The sequence below is a fragment of the Kribbella amoyensis genome (assembly GCF_007828865.1).
Lineage (GTDB): Bacteria > Actinomycetota > Actinomycetes > Propionibacteriales > Kribbellaceae > Kribbella > Kribbella amoyensis.
In genome coordinates this window covers 1-21,880 of record NZ_VIVK01000004.1, presented here as the reverse complement: position 1 = coordinate 21,880, position 21,880 = coordinate 1, and the positions used below count along the sequence as shown (strand labels likewise).

General features: G+C 69.5%; 20 protein-coding genes. 11 read left to right on the top strand and 9 right to left on the bottom strand.

The genetic code is table 11. The features are described 5' to 3' along the window. Window positions 1-1,228: 1,228 nt before the first annotated feature. Entirely contained in the window at window positions 1,229-2,239 is a 1,011-nt protein-coding gene (locus tag FB561_RS36665; RefSeq protein WP_145814710.1) for an SAM-dependent methyltransferase, read from the top strand. A gap of 92 nt (window positions 2,240-2,331) precedes the next feature. Here FB561_RS36665 and rpmB read toward each other — a convergent pair whose 3' ends face one another. The 4 genes from rpmB to FB561_RS36645 form a co-directional block, all read right to left on the bottom strand. Then, window positions 2,332-2,553, bottom strand: a complete 222-nt coding sequence (rpmB, locus tag FB561_RS36660; RefSeq protein WP_145814709.1) for a 50S ribosomal protein L28 — start codon at window positions 2,551-2,553, stop codon at window positions 2,332-2,334. A 106-nt stretch (window positions 2,554-2,659) separates the two neighbouring features. Beyond that, window positions 2,660-3,706: a LacI family DNA-binding transcriptional regulator gene (locus tag FB561_RS36655; protein WP_145814708.1), complete on the bottom strand. Its 1,047-nt coding sequence runs from the start codon at window positions 3,704-3,706 to the stop codon at window positions 2,660-2,662. A gap of 37 nt (window positions 3,707-3,743) precedes the next feature. After that, window positions 3,744-4,061, bottom strand: a complete 318-nt coding sequence (locus tag FB561_RS36650; protein WP_145814707.1) for a hypothetical protein — start codon at window positions 4,059-4,061, stop codon at window positions 3,744-3,746. A 5-nt stretch (window positions 4,062-4,066) separates the two neighbouring features. Continuing rightward, on the bottom strand, window positions 4,067-5,011 hold the full coding sequence (locus FB561_RS36645; RefSeq protein ID WP_145814706.1) for a DUF6772 family protein: 945 nt from the start codon (window positions 5,009-5,011) through the stop codon (window positions 4,067-4,069). Between the two features lie 200 nt (window positions 5,012-5,211). On the opposite strand from FB561_RS36645, the gene FB561_RS36640 reads away from it, so the two are divergent. The 8 genes from FB561_RS36640 to FB561_RS36605 are packed head-to-tail and all read left to right on the top strand — an operon-like array spanning window position 5,212 to window position 12,796. Continuing rightward, a complete protein-coding gene (locus FB561_RS36640; RefSeq protein WP_145814705.1) occupies window positions 5,212-5,976 on the top strand; it encodes a helix-turn-helix domain-containing protein in 765 nt (254 codons plus the stop codon). Beyond that, window positions 5,976-6,905, top strand: a complete 930-nt coding sequence (nikB, locus tag FB561_RS36635) for a nickel ABC transporter permease (RefSeq protein ID WP_145814704.1) — start codon at window positions 5,976-5,978, stop codon at window positions 6,903-6,905. The genes FB561_RS36640 and nikB overlap by 1 nt, the downstream gene beginning before the upstream one ends. Beyond that, the gene (locus tag FB561_RS36630; RefSeq protein WP_145814703.1) at window positions 6,902-7,801 is read left to right on the top strand and encodes an ABC transporter permease; all 900 of its coding nucleotides are present in this window, start codon (window positions 6,902-6,904) and stop codon (window positions 7,799-7,801) included. The genes nikB and FB561_RS36630 overlap by 4 nt, the downstream gene beginning before the upstream one ends. Continuing rightward, window positions 7,801-8,808 (top strand): ABC transporter ATP-binding protein, encoded by a 1,008-nt coding sequence (locus FB561_RS36625; protein ID WP_145814702.1) that lies wholly within the window; start codon window positions 7,801-7,803, stop codon window positions 8,806-8,808. Before FB561_RS36630 ends, FB561_RS36625 begins: the two co-directional genes overlap by 1 nt. Continuing rightward, on the top strand, window positions 8,801-9,817 hold the full coding sequence (locus FB561_RS36620; protein WP_145814701.1) for an ABC transporter ATP-binding protein: 1,017 nt from the start codon (window positions 8,801-8,803) through the stop codon (window positions 9,815-9,817). The genes FB561_RS36625 and FB561_RS36620 overlap by 8 nt, the downstream gene beginning before the upstream one ends. Beyond that, on the top strand, window positions 9,814-10,458 hold the full coding sequence (locus FB561_RS36615; protein WP_145814700.1) for a histidine phosphatase family protein: 645 nt from the start codon (window positions 9,814-9,816) through the stop codon (window positions 10,456-10,458). The genes FB561_RS36620 and FB561_RS36615 overlap by 4 nt, the downstream gene beginning before the upstream one ends. Continuing rightward, complete coding sequence (locus tag FB561_RS36610) at window positions 10,455-11,252, top strand: endonuclease/exonuclease/phosphatase family protein (protein WP_145814699.1); 798 nt, start codon at window positions 10,455-10,457, stop codon at window positions 11,250-11,252. The genes FB561_RS36615 and FB561_RS36610 overlap by 4 nt, the downstream gene beginning before the upstream one ends. Window positions 11,253-11,281: 29 nt before the next feature. Next, window positions 11,282-12,796 carry an ABC transporter substrate-binding protein gene (locus FB561_RS36605; protein WP_145814698.1) on the top strand — a complete coding sequence of 505 codons (1,515 nt, stop codon included), beginning with the start codon at window positions 11,282-11,284 and terminating at the stop codon, window positions 12,794-12,796. A 351-nt stretch (window positions 12,797-13,147) separates the two neighbouring features. Here FB561_RS36605 and FB561_RS36600 read toward each other — a convergent pair whose 3' ends face one another. The 4 genes from FB561_RS36600 to FB561_RS36585 are packed head-to-tail and all read right to left on the bottom strand — an operon-like array spanning window position 13,148 to window position 18,304. Continuing rightward, window positions 13,148-15,145: an aldo/keto reductase gene (locus FB561_RS36600; protein ID WP_145814697.1), complete on the bottom strand. Its 1,998-nt coding sequence runs from the start codon at window positions 15,143-15,145 to the stop codon at window positions 13,148-13,150. A 22-nt stretch (window positions 15,146-15,167) separates the two neighbouring features. Next, window positions 15,168-15,995 carry a carbohydrate ABC transporter permease gene (locus FB561_RS36595; RefSeq protein ID WP_145814696.1) on the bottom strand — a complete coding sequence of 276 codons (828 nt, stop codon included), beginning with the start codon at window positions 15,993-15,995 and terminating at the stop codon, window positions 15,168-15,170. Further along, window positions 15,985-17,019, bottom strand: coding sequence for a carbohydrate ABC transporter permease (locus FB561_RS36590; protein WP_145814695.1), 1,035 nt, complete (start codon window positions 17,017-17,019; stop codon window positions 15,985-15,987). The genes FB561_RS36595 and FB561_RS36590 overlap by 11 nt, the downstream gene beginning before the upstream one ends. Before the next feature lies 1 nt (window position 17,020). Then, window positions 17,021-18,304: an ABC transporter substrate-binding protein gene (locus FB561_RS36585; protein WP_145814694.1), complete on the bottom strand. Its 1,284-nt coding sequence runs from the start codon at window positions 18,302-18,304 to the stop codon at window positions 17,021-17,023. A gap of 198 nt (window positions 18,305-18,502) precedes the next feature. On the opposite strand from FB561_RS36585, the gene FB561_RS36580 reads away from it, so the two are divergent. Continuing rightward, window positions 18,503-19,117, top strand: a complete 615-nt coding sequence (locus tag FB561_RS36580) for an HAD-IA family hydrolase (protein WP_145814693.1) — start codon at window positions 18,503-18,505, stop codon at window positions 19,115-19,117. Between the two features lie 112 nt (window positions 19,118-19,229). Further along, window positions 19,230-20,840: a GxGYxYP domain-containing protein gene (locus FB561_RS36575; protein ID WP_145814692.1), complete on the top strand. Its 1,611-nt coding sequence runs from the start codon at window positions 19,230-19,232 to the stop codon at window positions 20,838-20,840. On the opposite strand, the gene FB561_RS38130 is transcribed toward FB561_RS36575, so the two are convergent. Continuing rightward, the coding region (locus FB561_RS38130; protein ID WP_170284962.1) for a hypothetical protein at window positions 20,809-21,880 on the bottom strand (1,072 nt) is incomplete at its 5' end. The genes FB561_RS36575 and FB561_RS38130 overlap by 32 nt on opposite strands.

The window sequence follows — 21,880 nt, the reverse complement described above, 5'->3', positions numbered from 1 at the left end:
CCGTGCACCCTCATGCCCTCGCGACCCGACGCCCCGGGCACCCGGCGAACCCCGTGCACCACATCCACTCGCCAACCCCGCGGGCTCGCGTCCCCCGCTGGGGGCTCGCGTACCCAACCCACTCGCGTCCCCCCGCCCCGCCGCCCCGCCGGCCACGTCACCTCTTTGAGCACGCACCAACCAAAGCCACCACCCACCCACGACCAGCCCGCGCACAATGTCCCCCACCCCCGCCACTTTGTGCACCGGCCGGTCACCCACCAGGTCGCTCGGTGGCTGAGGGGTGCTCAAAGTCGACGAGCTGGGGCGCCGGCTGGCTGGTGCGTGCTCAAAGTCCAGCCCCACAACGCACGAGCCTCGAGCGGGCCCGCAGTACACCCAACCCGCCACCTTGTGCACCAGCCAGTCACCCACCGCGGCGATCCGCGGCTGCCGGGTGCTCAAAGTCGACGTACTCGGGCCGCAACTGGCTGGTGCGTGCCCAAAGTCCAGCGACCTCAGCCCCACAACGCACGAGCCCCCGAGCAGGCCCGCAGTACACCGAAACCCGCCACTTTGTGCGCCGGCCGGTCACCCATCCCGGCGCTCCCTGGCTGACGGGTGCTCAAGGTCGAGGTCCATGGGGCGCGAGGTGGCTGGCACGTGCCCAAAGTCGAGGTGCTGGGCGACGAACGTGGTCGGTGGGCGCACAAGGTCAACCCACCTCACCGGCCGTCCCCCCGTTACCCGGCGGAGGTTCCCGCAGCCCGCGGTACCGGAAGTAGGCAGCAGCCGTGGCAGCACGCGGCCCACCTTGTGCACCAGCCGGTCACCCACCGCAGCGATCCGTAGCTGCCGGGTGCTCAAAGTCGACGTACTCGGGCCGCAACTGCCTGGTGCGTGCCCAAAGTCCAGTGACGCCAGCCCCGCCGCGCACGAGGCCCGCGCCGGCCCGGTACCGGAAGGAAGTACGCAGCAGCCGTGGCAGCACGCGGCCCACCTTGTGCACCAGCCGGTCACCCACCGCAGCGATCCGTAGCTGACGGGTGCTCAAGGTCGAGGTCCGAGGGGCGGGAGGTGGCTGGTGCGTGCCCAAAGTCGAGGTACGGAGGCGCGCGGGTGGCTGATGCGTGCTCAAAGTGTTCAGGGGCGGGAGGTTGTTGGTGGGAGCGTGGGCGTGGGGTCGGGGTGGGGGCGGTTACGATCGACGGGCTGTGGTTGGGACTCGAGGTGAGGGGTTGCTTTGCGCGTGACGGGTGCGGGGGTCCTCTTCTCGGTGGCGACCGACAGTTACGAGTTGGTGGTGCGGGAGCTTCGCGAGGAGTTCGGCCGGGACCTGCGGTGTGAGCGGGTGAGCGCCGACCTCGGCCGGATCGTCGAAGGTGCTCCCCCGATCGCCGAGCTCGCTGTCTGCTGCGACGAGGGCCGGATCATGTTCGTCCGCCACCTCACCCGGGAGATCGCGAGTTTCGCGCCCGACGACGTTCCGCCGCCGTACGAGCTGGCCGAGCTGGTACTGGCCGAGGTACCGCGGCATCCGTCGGTGCTCGCCGTGCAGACGTGGACCGACGGCGCGGGGACGGGCGGTTCGTACTACCACCTGTTGGCTGAAGGCCTCGGGGCTCGGGGAGTCGAGGTCACCAGGTCCGGGCAGGACAACATCGTTTCCTGTTTCGTCACCGACAAGGTCGTCCTGCTCGGGCTCAACGAACGGCAGCACAGCTTGTCGGACTGGCCCGGGGGGCGGATGCGGCTGGCTCGGGCGGAGGAGCGGGTATCGCGGTCGGAGTTCAAGCTGGAGGAGGCGATCGCGACCTTCGGGCTGGACCTTCGTCCCGGTGGGAAGGCGCTCGACCTCGGGGCCAGTCCGGGTGGCTGGACCAGGATCCTGCGGCAGCACGACCAGGAGGTGTGGTCGGTCGATCCGGGGTCGCTGGATCCGCGGTTGCGCGGGGACCGGCGGATCCACCACGTCGGGACCACGGCCGGCGAGTTCTTCCGGCGGAACCAGGTCCGCTTCGACGTCGTGGTGAACGACATGCGGATGGATCAGGTACTGAGTGCCCGGGTGATGCTCGACGCCGTACCGCACCTGCGTCGCGGCGCGCTCGCCGTCGTCACGTTGAAGGGCGGCGGCCGCAATCCGCTGGACTCGGCCCGGCGCGGTCTCGACGTCCTCGCCAAGGAGTACGACATCCTGCACGCCCGCCAGCTGCACCACAACCGCCGCGAGCTCACCGTCATCGGCCGCCGGCCGTAGGCAGCAAACAGCAGTAGGCGCCCGGGACGATGCCCGAGCGCCTACTGAAAGGCCCTGTACGGAGGACCGGCCGTCAGGAACGGCCGGAAGAACTAGCCGACGACGCGCTGGACCTTGTTGGCCTTGATGCAGGAGGTGCACACCTTCAGCTTGGTGGGCGTGCCCTTGATGATCGCCCGCACGGGCTGGATGTTCGGGTTGAACCGCCGCGGCGTACGCGCCTTGACCCGGCGGATCATCGCGCCCTTACCCAGCCGCGCAACACTGTTGCCGAACGTCGGCTGCTTGCCGCAAACATCGCACTTCTTAGACATGATTCTCCGTGTTCAGGGTCGTGGCACCGACAGACCATGTTACACAGGGCTGCGAGCACGACCAATTCGGTCCCGGCCGCGTGAGCCACGCCACGCCGGCCGCCGATCAGCCGGTCGCCGACGACGCCCGGACGACGAGTTCCGGCCGGATCAACGTCTTGCGTGGCCGGCCGCCACTGCCTTCCCGGATGCGCCGCAGCAACAGGTCCACCGCGGTCGTACCGACTTCCGCCGCGGGGAGCCGCACGGTCGTCAGTGGTGTCTGAAGATACCCCGCGTACGGATGGTCGCCGTACCCGGTCACCGCTACGTCGCCCGGGACCGCCAGACCGAGCTCCGCCAGCACCCGGAGCAGACCGAGCGCGAAGTAGTCGTTCCCGGTCACGATCCCGTCCGGCCGATCCCCCTCGGCCAGCAACGACGACGCGAACCGGTACGCCTCTTCCGGCTGCCACGGCAACGCCAGCGACTCGTACCGCTTGGTCGGTACGGCGCGGACGGTGGCCGCGGAGACCTCGAGTCCCGCGTCCGCCATCGCCCGGCGGAATCCGGCCACCCGGTCCGCGGTGGTGGTGATCGGCAGGTCCTCCTCCAGCACCAGCAGCTTCCGGGCGCCGCCGGAGATCAGGTGGGAGGTCGCCTCGTAGCCACCGCGTTCGTTGTCCACGCCGACCATGTCGCAGTCGAGCTCGGGCACGTCACGGTTGACGAACACCATCGGGATCCCGGAGTCGCGGACCCGGCGCCAGTGGTCCCAGTCGGCCTGGACCGGGACCACCACGGCGCCGTCGACCGCGGAACGCAGCAGCGCGTCGGTCGCCCGCTTCTCGTTCTCCACGCTCTCGTCGGTGACCAGCAACAGCAGCGAGTACCCCTGGGCGCGGACCCGGAGCTCGATACTGCTGATCAGCTGGGCGTAGAACGGGTTGGACGGGTTGGTGATGACCAGGCCGAGCGTCATCGCCGAACCGAGCACGAGCGACCGGGCCAGCGAGTTCGGCACGTAGCCGATCCGGGCCGCCTCGGCCTGCACCGCGGACCGCGTCGCCGCGCTGACGCTGTCCTTGTCGCCCAGCGCCCGCGACACGGTGTTGATCGACAACCCCAGCGCCGCGGCGATGTCGCGCAACGTCGGACGCCGCGCCTCCACCATCAGACCTCCCCGTAGCCCGCCGTTCAGGCAGAGAACACTATGCCTTCACCGCCAGATGGATCCGCACCACCGCGGTGCCCTCGACCACGGCGCGCAACCGCAGCCAGTGACCGAACCCGCTGGCCGGCCAGGAGACCAGCGCACCAGGCGCGGCGACGTGCTCGTCCCCGTCCAGGTCGCACCAGGTGATGCCGTCCGGCGACACCTGGGTGACGTACCGCGCGGTGCCGTCGCCGCCGACGTGCTGGACGAACCAGCGCGCCTCGCCCGCCCACGCCACCTCGTACGGCTCGGTCTCGAAGTCTTTCTGGAACTCGGTGTCGCGTTCCAGCACCGCGGTCATCGACTGTCGCATGTCGCCTACCAATCCACCGAGATGAGGACCGAGTCCAGGAACAGGAAGTTGCGCACCGCCGAGTGGGTCCGGACCGAGAAGTAGAAGTTCAGCAGGTTCTCGAGCGTCTCGTACCGTTCCTCGTACGGCGGCACCGGGACGTCGCGCATGTCCATCACCCGGTCGTTGACCTGGAGCTCGACGTTGCGGCGCGCATCGGTGTCGACCAGCCAGCGCAGGTAGTGCCAGTTCACCTTGGTCGGCACCTCGTTGTAGCAGAGCTCCTGCGGCTCGCCGAACGGCTTCCAGTCCTCCGGGTTCGGCGCGGTGAAGTCCGCGGCGTACTCCAGCTTGACCTTGCCCTCGAAGTGCTCGCGGGGCGTCGGCTCCGGCACGGTCGGTGCGACCCACTGCCGGGTGAACCGGTTGTCCAGATCGGTGTTCTGGTACCGCGCGACCGTGTGGTACCGCAGGCCGCCGTCGCCGCACAGGTCGGTCGCGACGGTGAACGCGCCGAACTGCGCCTCGGACGGGTGCGTGTTGCCGTCCCACTGGACGTCGCCGAAGGTGTCCAGCTCCGGTCCGCCGCCCAGCGTCGCCTCGGACTTGAAGGCGAAGTAGGTCTCCAGCTGGACCAGGCCGCGACCGCTCATCGTGAGCCGGCGGATCGCGACCGCGGTGTGGCCCTTGTACGGCCGGGTCGCCAGCTTCAGCGCGTACGTCCCGCTGAGCGCGCCGTGGGTCCCGATGTCGAAGAAGTTGCAGGCCGACAGTTGCGGCGGCCGGAAGTCGCGCATGTGGGCGTCGACCGTACTGAGGTCGCCGCGGCCGTTGTAGTTGCCGAGCAGCTCGCACCAGCCGTGCGTCCCGCTGTCGAAGTCGTCGAACGCCAGGATGCGCTTCAGCGGCGAGAACTTGGACAGACGCGGGTCGGCCGACAGCAGCGCGGCCCGGACGTCGGACGTTGTCACGCGTGCCTCCCAGAAGTGGTGGGGTGAATGGAGGCCGACGTTAACGTTCACGGGATTTTACCGTCAATCGACGGTTGCGCTCTCTGGAACGGCGGTCTATTGACACGGAAATATCACGCTTCTACGGTGCATTAACGCTACCGTTAACGTTCATGTAACACGGCCGCGTCCCCACCTCTTCCGTCTGAAACGAGGTCGCCATGCAGTCGCTGAGCCGAGCCCTCACCGTGCTGGCCGAGCTGAACCGGCAGGACCGGGCCTACGGCGTGACCGAGCTGGCCGTGGCGGTCGGGCTGCACAAGAGCACCGTGCACCGGATCCTCGCCACCTTCTGCGATCACGGGCTGGCCCGTCGCGTCGACGACCACCTGTACTCGGCCGCCGACGGCCTCGCCGTCCTCCGTGCCACTCCCCCGCAACCAGGTCCCGACCAGCTCCTCACCACGGTCAGTACCAGGCTCGCCTGCCTGGTCGTCCTCGCCCGCCCGCTCCGCCGCACCACAGGAACGGTCCTGGAGGTCGCCACGGTCGCAGGCGAAGGCAGAGGCCCGACCCGAGCGGCTGGCCCGGAGGTACGGCAGGGATGCGCGGTGTCCCTGCGTGGGAGCGCGCTCGGTCGTGCGTACCTCTCTGCGCTTCCCGTCGACGAGGTGGACGGCACTCCGGATCTCCACGAGGCACTGCGGCGCATCCGGGAGACCGGGTTCGCCCACAACGCACGGCAGGTCGCCGCACTCCCCCGCATGGTTGCCGTTCCGGTGCTCGACGGCGACGGCCGGTGCACGGGTGCGCTCGGCGCCGAACTGACCGAACCGATCTCGATCGACCAGATCCGCCGCGTCGTCCCGGCCCTCCGCCGTGCGGCCCACCAGCTCGCGCCCAGGCGGCGACACGGCCACCGGGATGGGCTGCGGATCGAGCACACGACCGAACCGGTGACCGTGGTGGGGCGGCGGGGCGCCTGATGGGGGCTTATGTCGTCCGGCGGTTGTTCTTCTCGTTGTTCGTGCTCTGGGGTGCCGTCACGATCATCTTCGTCGTCCTCCGGCTGGTGCCCGGCGATCCGGCGTACATCATGCTCGGGCCGGATGCGGACCAGGCGCAGGTGGACGCGCTCCGGGCCCAGCTCGGCCTGGACCACTCGCTCGCGCAGCAGTACGCCACGTACCTCGCGAACGTCGTGCACCTGGACTTCGGCCAGTCGTTCCGGCTCAACGCGGACTCGATGAGCCTGGTCCTGCAACGGGTCCCGGCCACCATCCAGCTCGCCGCCACCGCGTTGCTGCTGTCGCTCGTGATCGGCCTGCCGCTCGGGGTGATGGCCGCGCTCAAGGCGAACAGCTGGGTCGACCGGTCGATCTCGGTGTTCTCGTTGCTCGGTCAGTCGACGCCGTCGTTCTGGCTCGGCATCGTGCTGATCCTGGTCTTCGCCCGGGGCCTGCAGGTGCTGCCGAGCGCGGGCTCGGGGACCTGGTCCCACCTGGTGCTGCCGACCGTCACGCTCGCGCTGCCGTTCCTCGCGATCCTGGTCCGGCTGACCCGCAGCGGGCTGCTCGAGGTGGTGCACGAGGGGTACGTCCAGACCGCGCGGGCGAAGGGACTCGGCGAGAGCCTGGTGATCCTCGTCCACGCGCTGCGGAACGCGCTGATCCCGATCGTCACCGTGGTCGGTCTGCAGTTCGGCGCGCTGCTCGGCGGCACCGTGATCGTCGAGACGGTGTTCGCCTGGCCCGGTGTCGGCCGGTTGCTGATCGACTCGATCAGCCGCCGCGACTACGGCGTCGTGCAGGCGTCGATCCTGCTGGTGGCCACCATTTTCGTCCTGATCAACCTGCTCGTGGACCTGCTCTACGGCTTCCTGGACCCGCGGGTCCGCCTGGCTGGTGACCGATGACCTCGACCGACCTCGACCTCAGTACCCCGGCCGTCGCGCCGGCCGCGGTACGCCCCCGCAAGTCCCGGGCCGGGACCGCGCGGATCCGGTTCGGCCTGATCGTGATCGGCGTGTACGTCGTCGCCGCGGCGATCGGGCCCTGGCTGGTCCGCTACGACTCGGTCGCGACCCGGACCCAGGACCGGCTGAAACCACCCGGTACCCGGTTGTCCGACGGCTCGCTGGCGCTCCTCGGTACCGACCAGGTCGGCCAGGACCTGCTCGCCCAGATGTTGCAGGGGGCAAGGATCTCGATCGCCGTCGGGCTCGCCACCCTGGTGCTGGCCGGCACCATCGGCGTCACGATCGGGATCGCGGCCGGGTACTTCGGCGGCTGGCTGGACGGGGTGCTGATGCGGCTGGCCGACATCCAGCTGGCGTTCCCGTCGATCCTGCTGGCCATCTTCATCGCCGCGCTGCTCGGGCCGAGCGTGGTCAACGTCGTGATCGTGCTGGCCGTGTCGAACTGGGTGACGTTCGCCCGGGTCGCCCGCGGCCAGGCGCTGGCCACCCGGCGGCGCGAGTTCGTCGACGCGTCCCGGACCCTCGGCGCCGGGACCTGGCGGCTGATCCGCCGGTGTGTGCTGCCCGCCTCGATCGCGCCGGTGCTGGTGGTCGCGACGGTCGAGATCGGGCACGTGATCCTGGCCGAGGCGTCGCTCAGCTTCCTCGGCCTCGGCACCCCGGCCAGTACGCCGAGCTGGGGCGTGACGATCGCGAACGGCCGCAACTACCTGGCCGACGCGTGGTGGATCTCCACTGTGCCCGGGATCGCGCTGGCCTTCCTGGTGGTCTCGCTCGGCGTTCTCGGCGACGCGCTGCGGGACCGGTACGACCCGCGGCTGAGGAGCCTGTGATGAGCGCGTTGCTGAGTGTCCGGGACCTGCGGGTCGAGTTCACCACGTCCGCCGGGACGGTGACCGCCGTCGACGGCGCCTCGTTCGACGTCGCGCCCGGCGAGACCGTCGCGCTGCTCGGCGAGTCCGGCAGCGGCAAGAGCGTCACCGCGCAGGCGGTCCTGGGCATCGTGCCGAAGCCGGCCGGCCGGATCACCGGCGGCAGCGTCGAGTACGACGGCCGCGACCTGCTCGCTCCCGGGACGGCGGGGAAGCTGCGCGGCCGGGAGATCGCGATGGTGTTCCAGGATCCGCTGAGCTCGCTGAACCCGGTGTTCCGGGTCGGGACCCAGATCGGCGAGATGTTCCGCCGGCACCGCGGCGCGTCCCGCAAGGAGGCCCGGGCCGAGGCGCTGGAGCTGATGCGCCGGGTCGGGATCCCGGCGGCCGAGAAGCGGCTGGACGACTACCCGCACCAGTTCTCCGGCGGGATGCGGCAACGAGTGATGATCGCGATGGCGCTCGCGCTGTCCCCCAAGCTGCTGATCGCCGACGAACCGACCACGGCCCTCGACGTCACCGTGCAGGCGCAGATCATGGAACTGCTCGCCCGGCTCCAGGCCGAGGAGGGCATGTCGCTGGTCCTGATCACCCACGACCTCGGCGTCGTCGCCGACGTGGCCGACCGGGTCGTGCTGATGTACGCCGGCCGCGTGGTCGAGACGGGCCCGATCCGTGAGGTGTACGAGCACAGCGCACATCCGTACACGAGCGGCTTGATGGGGTCGGTCCCTGTCATCGACGGTCCGCGCGAACGCCTCACCCCGATCCAGGGCGCACCACCGGATCTGCTCGCGCTGCCGTCCGGCTGCTCGTTCCGGCCACGGTGCCGGTACGCCGAGTCCGTCTGCGCCGAGCGGGAGCCGGTACTGCTCGCGGCCCCCGGACGTCCCGACGGTCACCGGGCCGCCTGTCATCGCACCGAGCACGTGCTGCGCGACGCCGAGGGAGTACTGCACGATGCCTGAAGCAACCAACTCCGCCGAGCCGCTGTTGTCGGTCCGCGACCTGCACACCAGCTTCCCGTTGCGGTCCTCGTTGCTGCGCCGGACGGTCGGGCAGATCCAGGCCGTCGCCGGGGTCTCGTTCGACGTCTCCGCCGGCGGAACGCTCGGCCTGGTCGGCGAGTCCGGATCCGGCAAGTCCACCGTGGCGCGGACCATCGTCGGGCTGGAGAAGGCGCGGTCCGGCAGCATCCGGTTCGACGGCGAGGAGCTGACCTCGTTGCCACCGGCCTCGATGCGGCGGGTCCGCCGGCAGCTGCAGATGATCTTCCAGGACCCGTACGCCTCGCTGAACCCGCGGGCCACCGTCGAGCAGATCGTCACCGAGGCCTGGGAGATCCACCCGGACGTGGTCCCGCGGGCCCGGTTCCGGACCGAGGTCCGCGAGTTGCTCGAGCGCGTCGGGCTCAACCCCGACCACGCGAGCCGGTACCCGCACCAGTTCTCCGGGGGCCAACGGCAACGGATCGGGATCGCCCGGGCGCTCGCGCTCCGGCCGAAGCTGGTGATCTGCGACGAGGCGGTGTCGGCGCTCGACGTGTCCGTCCAGGCCCAGGTGCTCAACCTGCTGGAGGACCTGCGCCGCGATCTCGGCCTGGCGTACCTGTTCATCGCCCACGACCTGTCCGTGGTCCGGCACATCTCCGACCGGGTCGCGGTGATGTACCTCGGCCGGGTGGTCGAGACGGCGACGCAGGACGAGCTGTTCAGCCGGCCGTTGCACCCGTACACGCAGGCGCTGCTGTCCGCGGTCCCGGACCCGAAGCCGTGGAACCGGCCGCCGCGCGAACCCATCATCATCGGCGGCGACGTCCCGTCCCCCGCCGATCCACCGTCCGGTTGCCGCTTCCGGACCCGCTGCTGGAAGGCCGACGACGTGTGCGCCACGACCGACCCCGCTCTCGAACCAAGGCTGGACAGGCACCCCGTCGCCTGCCACTTCGCCACCGACCTGGTGGAGGCGGTGCGATGAGCCGAACCGTCGAACTCGTCCTGCTCCGGCACGGCGAGTCGCTGTGGAACGCCGAGGACCGGTACCAGGGCCAGCAGGGCACCGGACTCAGCCCGCTCGGTCAGCACCAGGCCAAGCTGGCCGCGGAGTACCTGCGCGGCATGACCTTCGACGCCGTGGTCGCCAGCGATCTGCAGCGCGTCACCGAGACCCTCAAGCCGTACGTCGACGGCGGCTGCCCGGCCGTCACGGTGGATCCGCGGTGGCGCGAGATCGACGTCGGGACGTGGGGCGGCCGGACCTTCACCGAGGTGCTCGCCGAGGAGCCTGAGGTGGTCGCCGCCTTCGCTCGGGGCGAGGACGTGGCCCGAGGCGGCGGTGAGACGGTCGCCCAACTGCGGAGCCGGATCTGGACGGCAATCGGTGACCTCGCGGCCACCGGGGCTCGCCAGGTCCTGGTCGGGACACATGGGGGGCCGATCCGGGTCGCGGCCGCGGCGGCGTTGCGGTTGCCGCCGGGTGGCCACGTCCTGCTGGATCCGCCGGTGAACTGCTCGATCACCACGCTGCGGGTCGATCCGGAGCTCACCACGAGCAGCCTCAGCACGTACAACGTCCCGACCTCCACCGCCACCGAGCCCGCCGAGGAGCAGCCGGCATGACCGTTGCCTTGAGCACCTTCAGCTTCGTCGCGATGACCTACAACCTGTGGGCCGACTACCACCTGGACCAGCGCCGCGACGCGATCACCGGACTGTTCGAGACCCGGCCGCCCGACCTGCTCGCCGTCCAGGAGCTGCGCGGCAGTACCCGCAAGTTGCTCGACGACCTGCTGCCCGGCCACGACCGGGTCCAGGGCGACGACGGCTGGGAGACGCAGAGCAACCTGTGGTGGCGGCGCGACCTGTTCGAGCTGGTCGAGTCCGGGGCCGAGGACGTCGGCATCCTGTCCCCCGGCGCGCGCCTGTTCTGGGTCCGGCTGCGGCCGGCCGACGAGTCCTGCCCCGAGCTGGTGTTCAGTACCGCGCACCTGACCTGGCCCGGGCACCCGGACGAGCGCGCCGACCTCGGCAACCGCCGGGTCACCCAGGCCCGCGCGATCGGCGAACAGCTGGAACGGCTGGCCGGGCAGGGCGCTTGCCTGTTCACCGTCGACATCAACGACATCGGCCCGCCGCAGTGGGAGCTCGGCAACGCCGGGTTCCTGGACAGTTTCACCGCGCTCGGCCGGCATTCACCGGTCACCCATCCGGTGGTTCCCACGGTGGCACCCGGCCCGATCGGGACCAAGCTGTCGCCGCTCGCCTCACCACCCAAGGCGATCGACTGGATCTTCGGCCGCGGCCCGCTCGCGGCCCGGAGCAGCGAGGTCGTCGAGTACTTCCGGGACGGCCGCGCGCCGTCCGACCACCACCCGGTGGCCGCCACCTACACGTTCACCCGCCCCACGGCGTGACGGCCCTGCCCGCAAGAAGGAGAACGACTGTGTTGAGGAAGCGAAAGCTGGTCGTGGCGGCGCTGGTCGCCGTGACCGCGCTGGCGACCGGGCTGAGTGCCTGCTCGCCGGCCAGCGAGCCGGCCGCCGGCGACCAGGCCCTGCGGTACGCGCCGGCGATGTTCCCGGTCTCGCTGGACACCCACAAGTACGCCGGGGAGGAGGCCGTCCAGACCGCGATCCAGCAGATCATGGAACCGCTGGTCCGGGTCGAGGACGGCAAGGTGGTCCCGGTGCTCGCCGAGTCCTGGCAGAACCCCGACCCGAACACCTGGGTCTTCAAACTGCGCCAGGGCGTCAAGTTCTCCGACGGCACCCCGTTCACCGCCAAGGACGTGGTCGCGTCGTACCAGCGGCACCAGAAGCTGGACGGCCCGCTGGTCCCGTTGTACGCGAGCGTCACCGCGTTCACCGCGACCGACGACGGCACCGTCACGGTGAAGACCAGCAAGCCGCTCGGTACCTTGCTCAGCTCGCTGACCCTGCTGTTCATCGGGCCGGCCGGCAAGGTCGACGCGGACGGGTTCTTCACCAAGCCGATCGGGACCGGGCCGTTCACGGTCAGCGCGTTCCTGCCGGACGAGAAGCTCGAACTGGCCGCGAACCCGGAGTACTGGGACGGGGCGCCGGCGCTGAGCAAGCTGGAGTTCGTCAACATCCCTGAGGTCGCGGGCCGGATCACCGGACTGGAGAACGGTGAGGTGGACGTGCTCACCCAGATCCCGCCGGACCAGGTCGCCCAGGTCAAGGACAGCAAGGGCATCGCGTACTCGACCACGCCGAGCTGGACGTACTACTTCGACTGGTTCAACCACAACCGCAAGCCGTTCAACGACAAGCGGGTCCGGCAGGCGCTCTGGTACGCGCTGAACCTGGACGGCACCGTCAAGGACCTCTACGGCGACCTAGCCTCGGTCGCGCAGGCACCACTCGCGCAAGGGGTGATCGGCGCACCGAAGTTGTCGCCGTATAGCTACGACCCGGCGAAGGCGAAGCAGCTGCTGGCCGAGGCGGGGTACCCGAACGGGTTCAGCACGTCGATGCAGTGGCCGCTGGAGGGCGGGCCGAACATCCGGGCGCTGGCGCAGGCGATGATCTCCGACTGGGCCAAGGTCGGCGTGAAGGTCCAGCCGCTGGAGAAGGAACGCGCCCAGTGGCTGGAGGACTTCGGCAAACTCAACTGGGACATGAACCTGCAGACCAACGTCACCGGCACCGGCGACGCCGACTACACCCTCGCCCGCCTCTACCTCTGCACCGCCAAACGCAACGGCTACTGCAACCCGAACCTCGACAAGCTCCTCCTCGACGCGCGCACCACGATCGACCAAGGCGAGCGAGCCAAGCTCTACACACAGGCGGGCCAAATCCTCTGGGACGACGCGGTAGGAGTCTTCCCGGCCGACCTGGCCAGCAACAGCGCCCACCGAGACCGCGTCCAAAACTTCAAGATGCCCCCGAGCGGCCGCCCCCTCTTCACCAAGGTCACCGTCTCCTCCAACTGAGAAGGCGGAGCTGCACCACTCACCAGCGTGCGCGGCCGGCCGCTTGGTCGGGCTGGAGTAGGCGTGGAGGGCGTTGCGTGGCGGTGTGGTCAGGGGGTTGGTGAGTGGTGCAGGTCCGCTTCCACCGACCACCGCCGCTGCCCCAACAGGCAGCTTGGCACCTGCCTGGTCAGGAACGCGAGCGAGCTCGCAGCTGTGGTGGGGCAGGCGGTGTTCGCCCCCGAGGGCGGCCGCAGGCCCACGCCGGGGTCCGGGGTTACAGCACCCTAACCACAGCCGCGAGCTCGCTCGTGGTCCCGCCGGTTGCCGGCGGAGAGAATCATGCCTCCGCCGGCCCGGCACCTTCTTCCGTCAGTGCTCCGTCAGCCAGGTGACTTCCTCGTCGGTCAGCTCGACCGAGAGGCCTGGGAGGGAGGTGCGGGTTTCGGCGATGTGGCGGGGGCCGATGAGGGGAAAGACCGGGTACGGCTGGTGCAGCAGCCAGGCCAGCGCGATCGCGGTCGGCTCGACGCCCTTCTTCTTCGCCAGTTCGCGGGCCCGGCGCAACCTTTCGAAGTTCTCGTCGGAGTAGAAGCAGCGGACCAGCTCTTCGTCGGAGGTGTCCTCCGGCTTGGCACGGCCGGTGAAGAAGCCGCGGGCCTGGCTCGACCACGGGAACAGCGCGACCTGACGATCCCGCAACCACGCCTGCGAGTCGTCGTCGGACACGTGCCGGCAGCCCTTCCACGGGACGTCGTACGCGCGGGCCAGGCTGAGGTGGTTGCTCAGCAGGGTGAGCGGCTGCTTGCCGTTCGCCTTGGCGTACTCGTTCGCCTCGTCGAAGCGCTCGGTGGACCAGTTCGAGCCGCCGAACGCCTTGATCCGCCCGGCCCGGAAGTGCTCGTCCATCACGTCGACGAACTCGCCGACCGGGATCTCCTCGTTGTCCCGGTGCATCAGGTAGAGGTCCACGTGATCGGTCTGCAGCCGGTCCAGGCTCTCGGACAGCTGCCGGGTGATCGACTCGGGGTCGCAGTACGGCGTGTGCGCACCCTTGCCGATGACAACGACCTCGTCCCGGTTGCCCCGCGAGCTCATCCACTGACCGAGCAGCTCCTCACCACGCCCACCGCCGTAGATGTACGCCGTGTCGAACGTGGTCCCACCGCGCTCCACGAAGTCGTCGAACATCACCGCGGCATGCGTGAGCGTCTCCTGGTTGTCGACGCCCATCACCAGCCGCGACACCTGCTTGTCCACGCCCGCGACCTCGCCGTACGTCATCGGCGCGTCGGCACGACGGGTCAGCGGCGCACCCGTGGCGGTCGGGATCTTCGCGTCCTCCCGCTCGCTCGCGTACTGCTGGCCGATCGCCTTGCGCCAGGCGTCCTGGACGGTCAGGTTGCCGAGCGTGTCGTCCCACGACATCTCCGGGGCCTGCCGTTGCTCGATCGCCGCCGCCACCGCGTCCGCCTCGGCCGCGTAGATGTAGGCCGGCTCGGCGGAGATGTCGCGCGGCTCCTCGCCCACCTTGTGCAGGGTGACGTGGGTCGGCTTGCCGTCGCCGCCGAACCACGGGTCCTCGATCACCAGGTACCCCTCCGAGCCCAGCACGCGGACCCGGTTCTCGTCGGACAGCCGGACGCCGGTACTGACCTGGGCGGTCATCCCGCTGTCGAAGAACAACGTCGCCACGGCCCATTCGTCCGCGCCGGTGTCGCCGACCTGTCCGACGGCGGTCACCGCGGCCGGATCGGCGTACGGCTGGCCGATCGCCGCGCCCGCGAGCAGCCGCGCGATCGAGACCGGGTACCCGCCGACGTCGAGGATGCCGCCGCCGGCCAGGTCGTCGGCGAACAACCGGCTCTCCGGCCGGAACTGGGACCGGAACGCGAACGAGGCCTGGATCTGGTGCACCGTCCCGATCTCGCCGTCGCGGACCAGCTGGGTGATCAGCTTGGTCTGCGGCAGGCACCGGTACATGTACGCCTCCATCAGGAAGACGTCGTTGCGGACCGCGGCCTCGATCATCGCCTCGGCCCAGGCCCGGTTGATCGCGAGCGGCTTCTCGCAGAGCACGTGCTTGCCCGCGTCCGCCGTCCGGATCGCCCACTCCGGGTGCAGCGGGTGCGGGGTGGCGATGTAGACGGCGTCCACGGTGTCGTCGGCGAGCAGGTCGGCGTACGAGCCGTGCCGGTGCGCGATGCCGTACTTGTCCCCGAACTCGTCGGCCGAGGCCTGGCTGCGGCTGCCCACCGCGACCACCTCGCCGGTCGCCGAGTGCGGCACCTGACTGGCGAACCGGGACGCGATGTTGCCGGTGCCGAGGATGCCCCAGCGGAGTTTGGTTCCAGGCGCAGTGGAGGTCAAGGTGTTCCCTTCGAAGGAGTGGTCAGAACTTCATGGCGCCGGCGGCGATGTCGGCGATGAAGTGCCGGCCGCCGATGATGAAGACCCCGATCAGCGGGATCACGCTCATCAGGGCGCCGGCCATCACCATGCTGTAGTCGGTGCCGTAGACACCGTTCAGCTGCTGCAGGGCGACCTGCAGGGTGAGCCGGTTCGGGTCCGTCATCACGATCAGCGGCCAGAGGTAGTCGTTCCAGACGTTGATGAAGGTGAAGATGCCCAGGAAGGCCAGACCGGGCCGGAGCACCGGCAGGCCGACGGTGAGGTACTGCCGGAAGAAGCCGGCGCCGTCGACCTTGGCGGCCGAGATGAGTTCGTCGGGGATCGCGCCCTTGGCGTACTGGCGCATCCAGAAGATCCCGAACGCGTTCGCCGCGCCCGGGATGATGAGCGCCTTCAGCGACCCGATCCAGCCGAACTCGGCCAGCGTGACGAACTGCGGAACGAGCGCGAGCTGGGACGGGATCATGAAGGTGACCAGCAGGATCCCGAACAGCAGGTTCCGGCCGGGGAACTCGTACTTGGCGAACGCGAACGCGGCCAGCGAGTCGAAGAACAGCACCAGCACGGTGACGCCGAGCGAGGCGAACAACGTGAGCAGCATCGCGCCGAAGAAGTCGATGTTGTCCAGCACGTTGCCCATGTTCTCCCACAGGTGCGAGCCGATCAGCAGCTTCGGTGGGTAGGCGAAGATGTCCGGCGTGGTGTTCGAGGCCATCACCAGCATCCAGTAGAACGGGAAGAGCGAGACCAGGACCCCGAGCATCAGGACGACGTGGCTGGTCACCTCACGAACTCGTTCAGTGCGCATCGGCGTACTCCTTCCCGGCCCGCTCGGCGGCGATCTTGCGCTGCGCCCGGCGGGCCGCGCGCTTGGTCAGGCGCTCGTCGTCGGACCCGCCGATCAGCCGCCAGTTGATGATCGAGAACAGCACGATCAGGATGAACAGGGCCCAGCCGATCGCCGCGCCGTAGCCGAACTGGTTGGAGCCGAAGGCGTTGTCGTACAGGTAGGACACGATGGTCAGACCGCCGTCGCCCGGCCCGCCGATCGAGCCGCTGGCACCGAACAGCACCTGCGACTCGGTGAAGATCTGCAGACCACCGATCGTCGAGGTGACCGCGGTGAAGAGGATCACCGGGCGGAGCAGCGGCACGGTGATCTGCCAGAACTGCTGTCGCGGTGACGCGCCGTCGACCTTGGCGGCCTCGTAGATGTCGGACGAGATCGCCTGCAGGCCGGCCAGGAAGATGATCGCGTTGTACCCGGTCCAGCGCCAGGCGACGATGGTGGCGATCGCGACCTTGATCCCCCACGGCTGGCTGAGCCACTCGATCTTGTCCAGCCCGATCGAGGTCAGGAACGCGTTCAGCAGGCCGAAGTTGTTGCTGAAGACCGAGCCGAACACCATCGTCACCGCGACGACGGAGGTGATGTTGGGGATGAAGTAGGCGATCCGGTAGAAGCTGCGGAACCGCGTCGCGTTGTGCAACGCGTTCGCGATCACCAGGGCCAGCAGCAGCATCGGAACGGTCGAGAGCACCCAGATGATCAGGGTGTTGGTGATCGACTTCCAGAACGTCGGGTCGGTGAACAGGTAGCTGTACTGCTCCAGCCCGACCCACTTCAGCTGGCCGATGCCGTCCCAGGAGTGGAACGACAGCCAGATCGAGAAGAACACCGGGAACGCGCCGAAGATCGCGAACAGGATGAAGAACGGCGACACCGCGACGTACTGCGGGAAGGCCTGCCGGAACTTGTTCGGGCGCTTGGCCGGATCGGTGTCGCTGCCGCGCACCGTGGTGGCCGGACGTACCGCGTCGCTGACGGCCATCTCAGATCGCCCCCACCCTGGTCAGCTCGCGGTCGATCAGCCTCTGCGCGTCCCGCCAGGCCTGGTCCGACGACTTGGCACCGATCTCGACGTTGACCAGCTCGGCCTTGATCGGGTCACCGATGGTCGAGTCGTACGGGCTGAAGTACGTGCCCGGGTACTTCTTCGCGGACTCGGCGAACACGTCGACGATCTTCTGGCCGCCGAAGAATGCGTCCGGACCGGTCATCTTCGGGTCGTCGTAGCTGGCCGGCGTCGACGGGAACAGGACCGGGTCGAGGAAGGACTGGGCCTGGTTCTTCGCCGACTCCAGCCAGGTGATGAAGGCGAACGCGGCCTCGGGATCCTTGCAGTACTTGGTGATCGCCAGGAACGACCCGCCCCGGTTGCCGGGACCGCCGGGGGCCGGGGTCACCCGCCACATCCCCTTCGTCTTGGGCGCGGCGTTCTTCGGGCCGAGCTGGGCCCACCAGACCGCGGCGACGAAGGCGACCAGCCGGCCGTTCGTGACCACGGCGTTGGCATCGGTACTGCCGTCCTGCGCGTTCGCGGACAGCCCCTCCTTGACCACCCGCACCGCCAGGTCCCAGGCCTGCCTGATGTGGTCGCCATCGCCGATGTACTCGCCCTCGGGCGTCATGTACCGCTTCGGCAACTGGGCCAGCGCGTACTGGAACACCGAGGTGATGTTGTCGGTGATCGCCGAGCCGGGGATCGCCTGCTTGAGCTTCTTGCCGAGCTCGATGTACTCGTTCCACCCGGGCGCGGCGGCGGCGACGTCCGCGGGCTCGGTCGGCAGACCGGCCTTCTCGAAGAGGTCGCGACGGTAGAACAACGCGGTCGGCCCGGTGTCCATCGGGTACGCCATCATCCGGTTCTCCGGGGTGATGCCGAGCTTCCACTTCCACTCCAGGAAGTCGCCCTTGAACTTGTCCGCGCCGAGTTCGTGCAGGTCGTGGAACTGGTCGGCGTTCGGGAAGTAGGTGGCCACGTCGTCGTTCAGGCCGACGATGTCGGGCACCATCGACTTGCCGGCCAGCGAGGTCAGCAGCTTGGTCTTGTAATCACCGCCGACCCGGGTCAGCGCGATCTTCTTGTCGGTGCCCTGGATGCCCTTGGCGGCCTGGGCGATCAGGTCGTCGTTGACCGACCCGGTCCACGCCCACATACTCAGCTCGTCGGCCGCGCCGAGCGAACTCCGGGAGCCACCGCACCCGGTGAGGCCCGTGGCGGCAGCGGCGCCACCGGCGGACAGGGCCAGGAACTTCCGTCTCGTCACTGTCATGACGCCTCACCCGCGGCTCTCTCTGTGTGTTCGTTTACGCCAGAAGTTGTCCACAAATGTTCAGCCTGGCCTAAGGTAAGCGCATACCAACTGAACCGGTCAAGGGGTCAAGCTGCCGCTGCGTCGACTGACCGGGAGCGGTCCGTAGTCACGGTAGGCCAGGCCCGTCCGGTTGTCCGGCCCTGATTGGATGACGCCATGACTCTCACGACCGTGCTCTTCGACGCCGACGGCGTGATCCAGCGCCCGACCGTGGACTGGCGGAGCACGCTGGCCTCGTACGTCCCGCCGGGCCGGCCGGCCGAGGAGTTCTTCCTCGACCTGATGGCGGCCGAGCAGCCGTCGCTGGTCGGCAAGGGCGACTTCCGGACCGCGATGGCCGAGGTGCTGGCCCGCTGGGAGTCGACGGCCGAGCTCGACCAGGTCCTCGATCTGTGGCACCGGTTCGCGGCCGACGACACCGTGGTCGCGATGATCCAGGAGCTCCGCGCGGCCGGGATCAGCTGCCATCTGGCGACCAACCAGCAGCCGTACCGGCGCGCGATCATGCACGACGAACGGCAGTACGGGGCCTGGTTCGACCAGACCTTCTACTCCTGCGACCTCGGGGTGGCGAAGCCGGACCCGGCGTACTTCAAGGCGATCCTGACCGCGATCGACCGGCCCGCGGGCGAGGTGCTGTTCGTCGATGACAACGCGGCCAACATCGAGGGTGCGCGCGAGGCCGGCCTGCACGCGGAGCAGTACGACCTGGACACCGGTCCGGCCGCACTCCGCACCCTGCTGACGAGCCACGGTCTCCCGCTCGGCTGACAGTTCTCCTGGTATTCGAGGCGGCCGAGGTCTTGTCGGGGCTCGCCGCCTGTGGCATCGTCACGGCCGGTTGACAACGTAGGACAGTGACCCCATCCGCCCTGGAGGCATCATGTCCGCACGAAATCCCCGACTCACCCGCAGGCACGCCCTCGGACTCGGTGCCGCGCTCGGCCTGACCGCCCTCACCCAGACCGCACCGTCCACCGCCTTCGCCACCGGCGCCACCGCGGCCGCCGCCGGGTACCCGAAAGGCCTGAAGCCCCGGCTGCTCACCGTCTTCGACGAGAGCACGCTCTCCCTGCCGGAACGCACCCTCGCCACCACCCTGCAAGGCCTCCTGGCCCGCACTGGCACCGAGGGCCTGTACCTGAATCTTCCGTCACTCGGTTACAACCTCTGGCTCGGCGACCTCGCCGATAGGTACGGCGTCCGCCTGCAGACCGGTGACCTGTGGAAGCTGCTCGGCCGATCGCGGATCGACGGGTATCTGCTGTACAAGCAGGGCACGCCGTCGGTGAACGTGGCCACCAGTCTCGCTGGACTGACCGGCGCCGTGGCCGTCGAGGAGAGCCTCGAGGCGACCGCCATCCGGACCGGGCTGCGCAAGGTGATGGACGTCCGGGGCAAGGACGACCGCTGGGTCCTGGACCGGTACTGGCACCGGCTCCGCCACGACGTCGTGATCGAGCAGCGCGCCGACATCGCCGAGCGGCTGCGCGACTACGCGACGATGGCGGGCGCGTTCGCGTTCTTCGACGGCAACTCCGCGTTCCGGGCCGAGGTGGTCGGCAAACTCGACGACGACGCCGCGGTGATCGGCTGGGGTGACGCGGCGAACGGCGAGGACCGGTTCGTCGGCCCGAACTCCGACGCCGGGGTGAAGGCGATCCCGGCCGACCACGCCCGCAACCTGTCGGTGCTGTCCGGGATCCGCGAGGAACGGTTCCAGCAGCGCGGCCGGCTGTTCGATCCGGCGCTGGCCGCCCAGGGCGACCTGCCCAAGCCCGACCCGGACGCGCACTACGTCAGCTTCCTGATCACCGACGGCGACAACATCCAGTGGATGCTGGGCGACTTCCCGACCGACCAGCGGTGGTTCGGCAGCCCGCGCCGCGGCGAACTCGACCTGGGCTGGGCGGTCTCCCCTTCGCTCACCGACCTGGCCCCGACGGTCCTGCGCTGGTACTACGACCGGTCGCCGAAGGACCGCTTCGTCGTCGGCCCCTCCGGTGGCGGCTACGTGTACCCGAGCCGGTACCCGGAGGCCGAACTGCGCAAGCACACGAGCACCCTGGGCCGGTCGATGGCGCGAGCCGATCTGTCCGTGGTGCAGATCATCGACTTCGACTCGTTCCCGGACACCCGGCTCTGGTCGTCGTACCTGCGGCAGCCGGAGATCGACGGGCTGATCTATCTGGAGTACTCGCGGTACGACCAGCACAAGGGCAAGGTGGTCTGGGCCGAAGGAAAGCCGGTCGTGTCGGCGCGGACGATGCTGTGGGACGGCCTGCCCGGCGCGGACGAGGCGAGCGTGACGGCCGAACTCAACGCGGCGCCCCGTGACCCGTCCTCGACCGCCGGGTACTCGATCGTCCTCTGGCACGCGTGGAGCAAGACCCTCGACGACGTGATGACCGTGGTCGACGGCCTGGCCCCGCACGTCAAGGTGATCCCGCCCGACACCCTGGTCAGGATGCTTGGCCGCAACGCTCGCCCGTAGCCGCCGACGCGGGGTGGTGGACCCGGATCACCAGCAGCACCGCCAACAGCGGAAGCGCGAACAGGAAGGCGGTCCGCAGGTCCACCACCCCCGCCAACGCGGCCAGCACAGCGGGAGCCACGAGGATCGCCGTACCGGAGGCGAACGCGCTCAACGACGCGAGCTGCGCGGGCCGCACGCCGGGAGTACCGATCAGGTCGGCGACGGTGATCGGGTAGAGCGTGGCGACGCCCAGCCCGGCCAGGGCAAGCCCGACCGTGACGAGCGCGGCCGAGTCGCTCGCGCAGACGATCACCGTCCCCACCGCGGCCACCGCGACCCCGGGAGCGACTGCAGGCCAGCGGCCGAGCTGTACGGGACCGATCAACCGGCCGACTGCCATACCGAGCGGGAAGGCGCTGCCGAGCACCGCGGCCGTCGGAGCCGGCAAGCCCGCGTCGACAAGCCGGGCCACCGCCCAGATGACGAAGCAGAACTCGACACTCACCGCCAGGACCACCCGTGACCACCGGGTGAACGCTGTACCGGCCGGAGTACGCATCCGCCGCTGCCTTGAGGGTGCCGGGCTGGCCGAGACCGATCCGTCCGGCGCGGGAGTCGCGTAGACCGTACGGTCGGCGTCCGCTCCAGCAACGCCGACCGTTGAGACTCTGCCGCAGAGGAAGGTGAGGAGGATGAGGGGCGGCGGGGTCAGCAGGAGTGCCAGGCGACCGGTCGGCGCGAAGGCGTCGACGGCTCCGATGATGAGCGGGGCGAAGATGCTCAGACTGCTGGAGATCGCGTTGGCCCGGGCGATCCGGCTCGCGGCGTCCGGGCCGTTCAGCATCAGCGGGACGACCAGCAGCATCAGGGCCCCACCGAGCCCGATCAGCAGGCCGCCGAGCAACGCGATCACCAGACTCGGCGCCACGGCGAGCAGCACCGCGCCACTCGCGCAGACGAGCGCGCCGGCCCGCAGTACGAGCATGCGCGCGTCCGAGCGCAGGACGAACGGACCGACGGCCGCCACGATCAGCAGCCCGATCGCGAACGCCGACGAC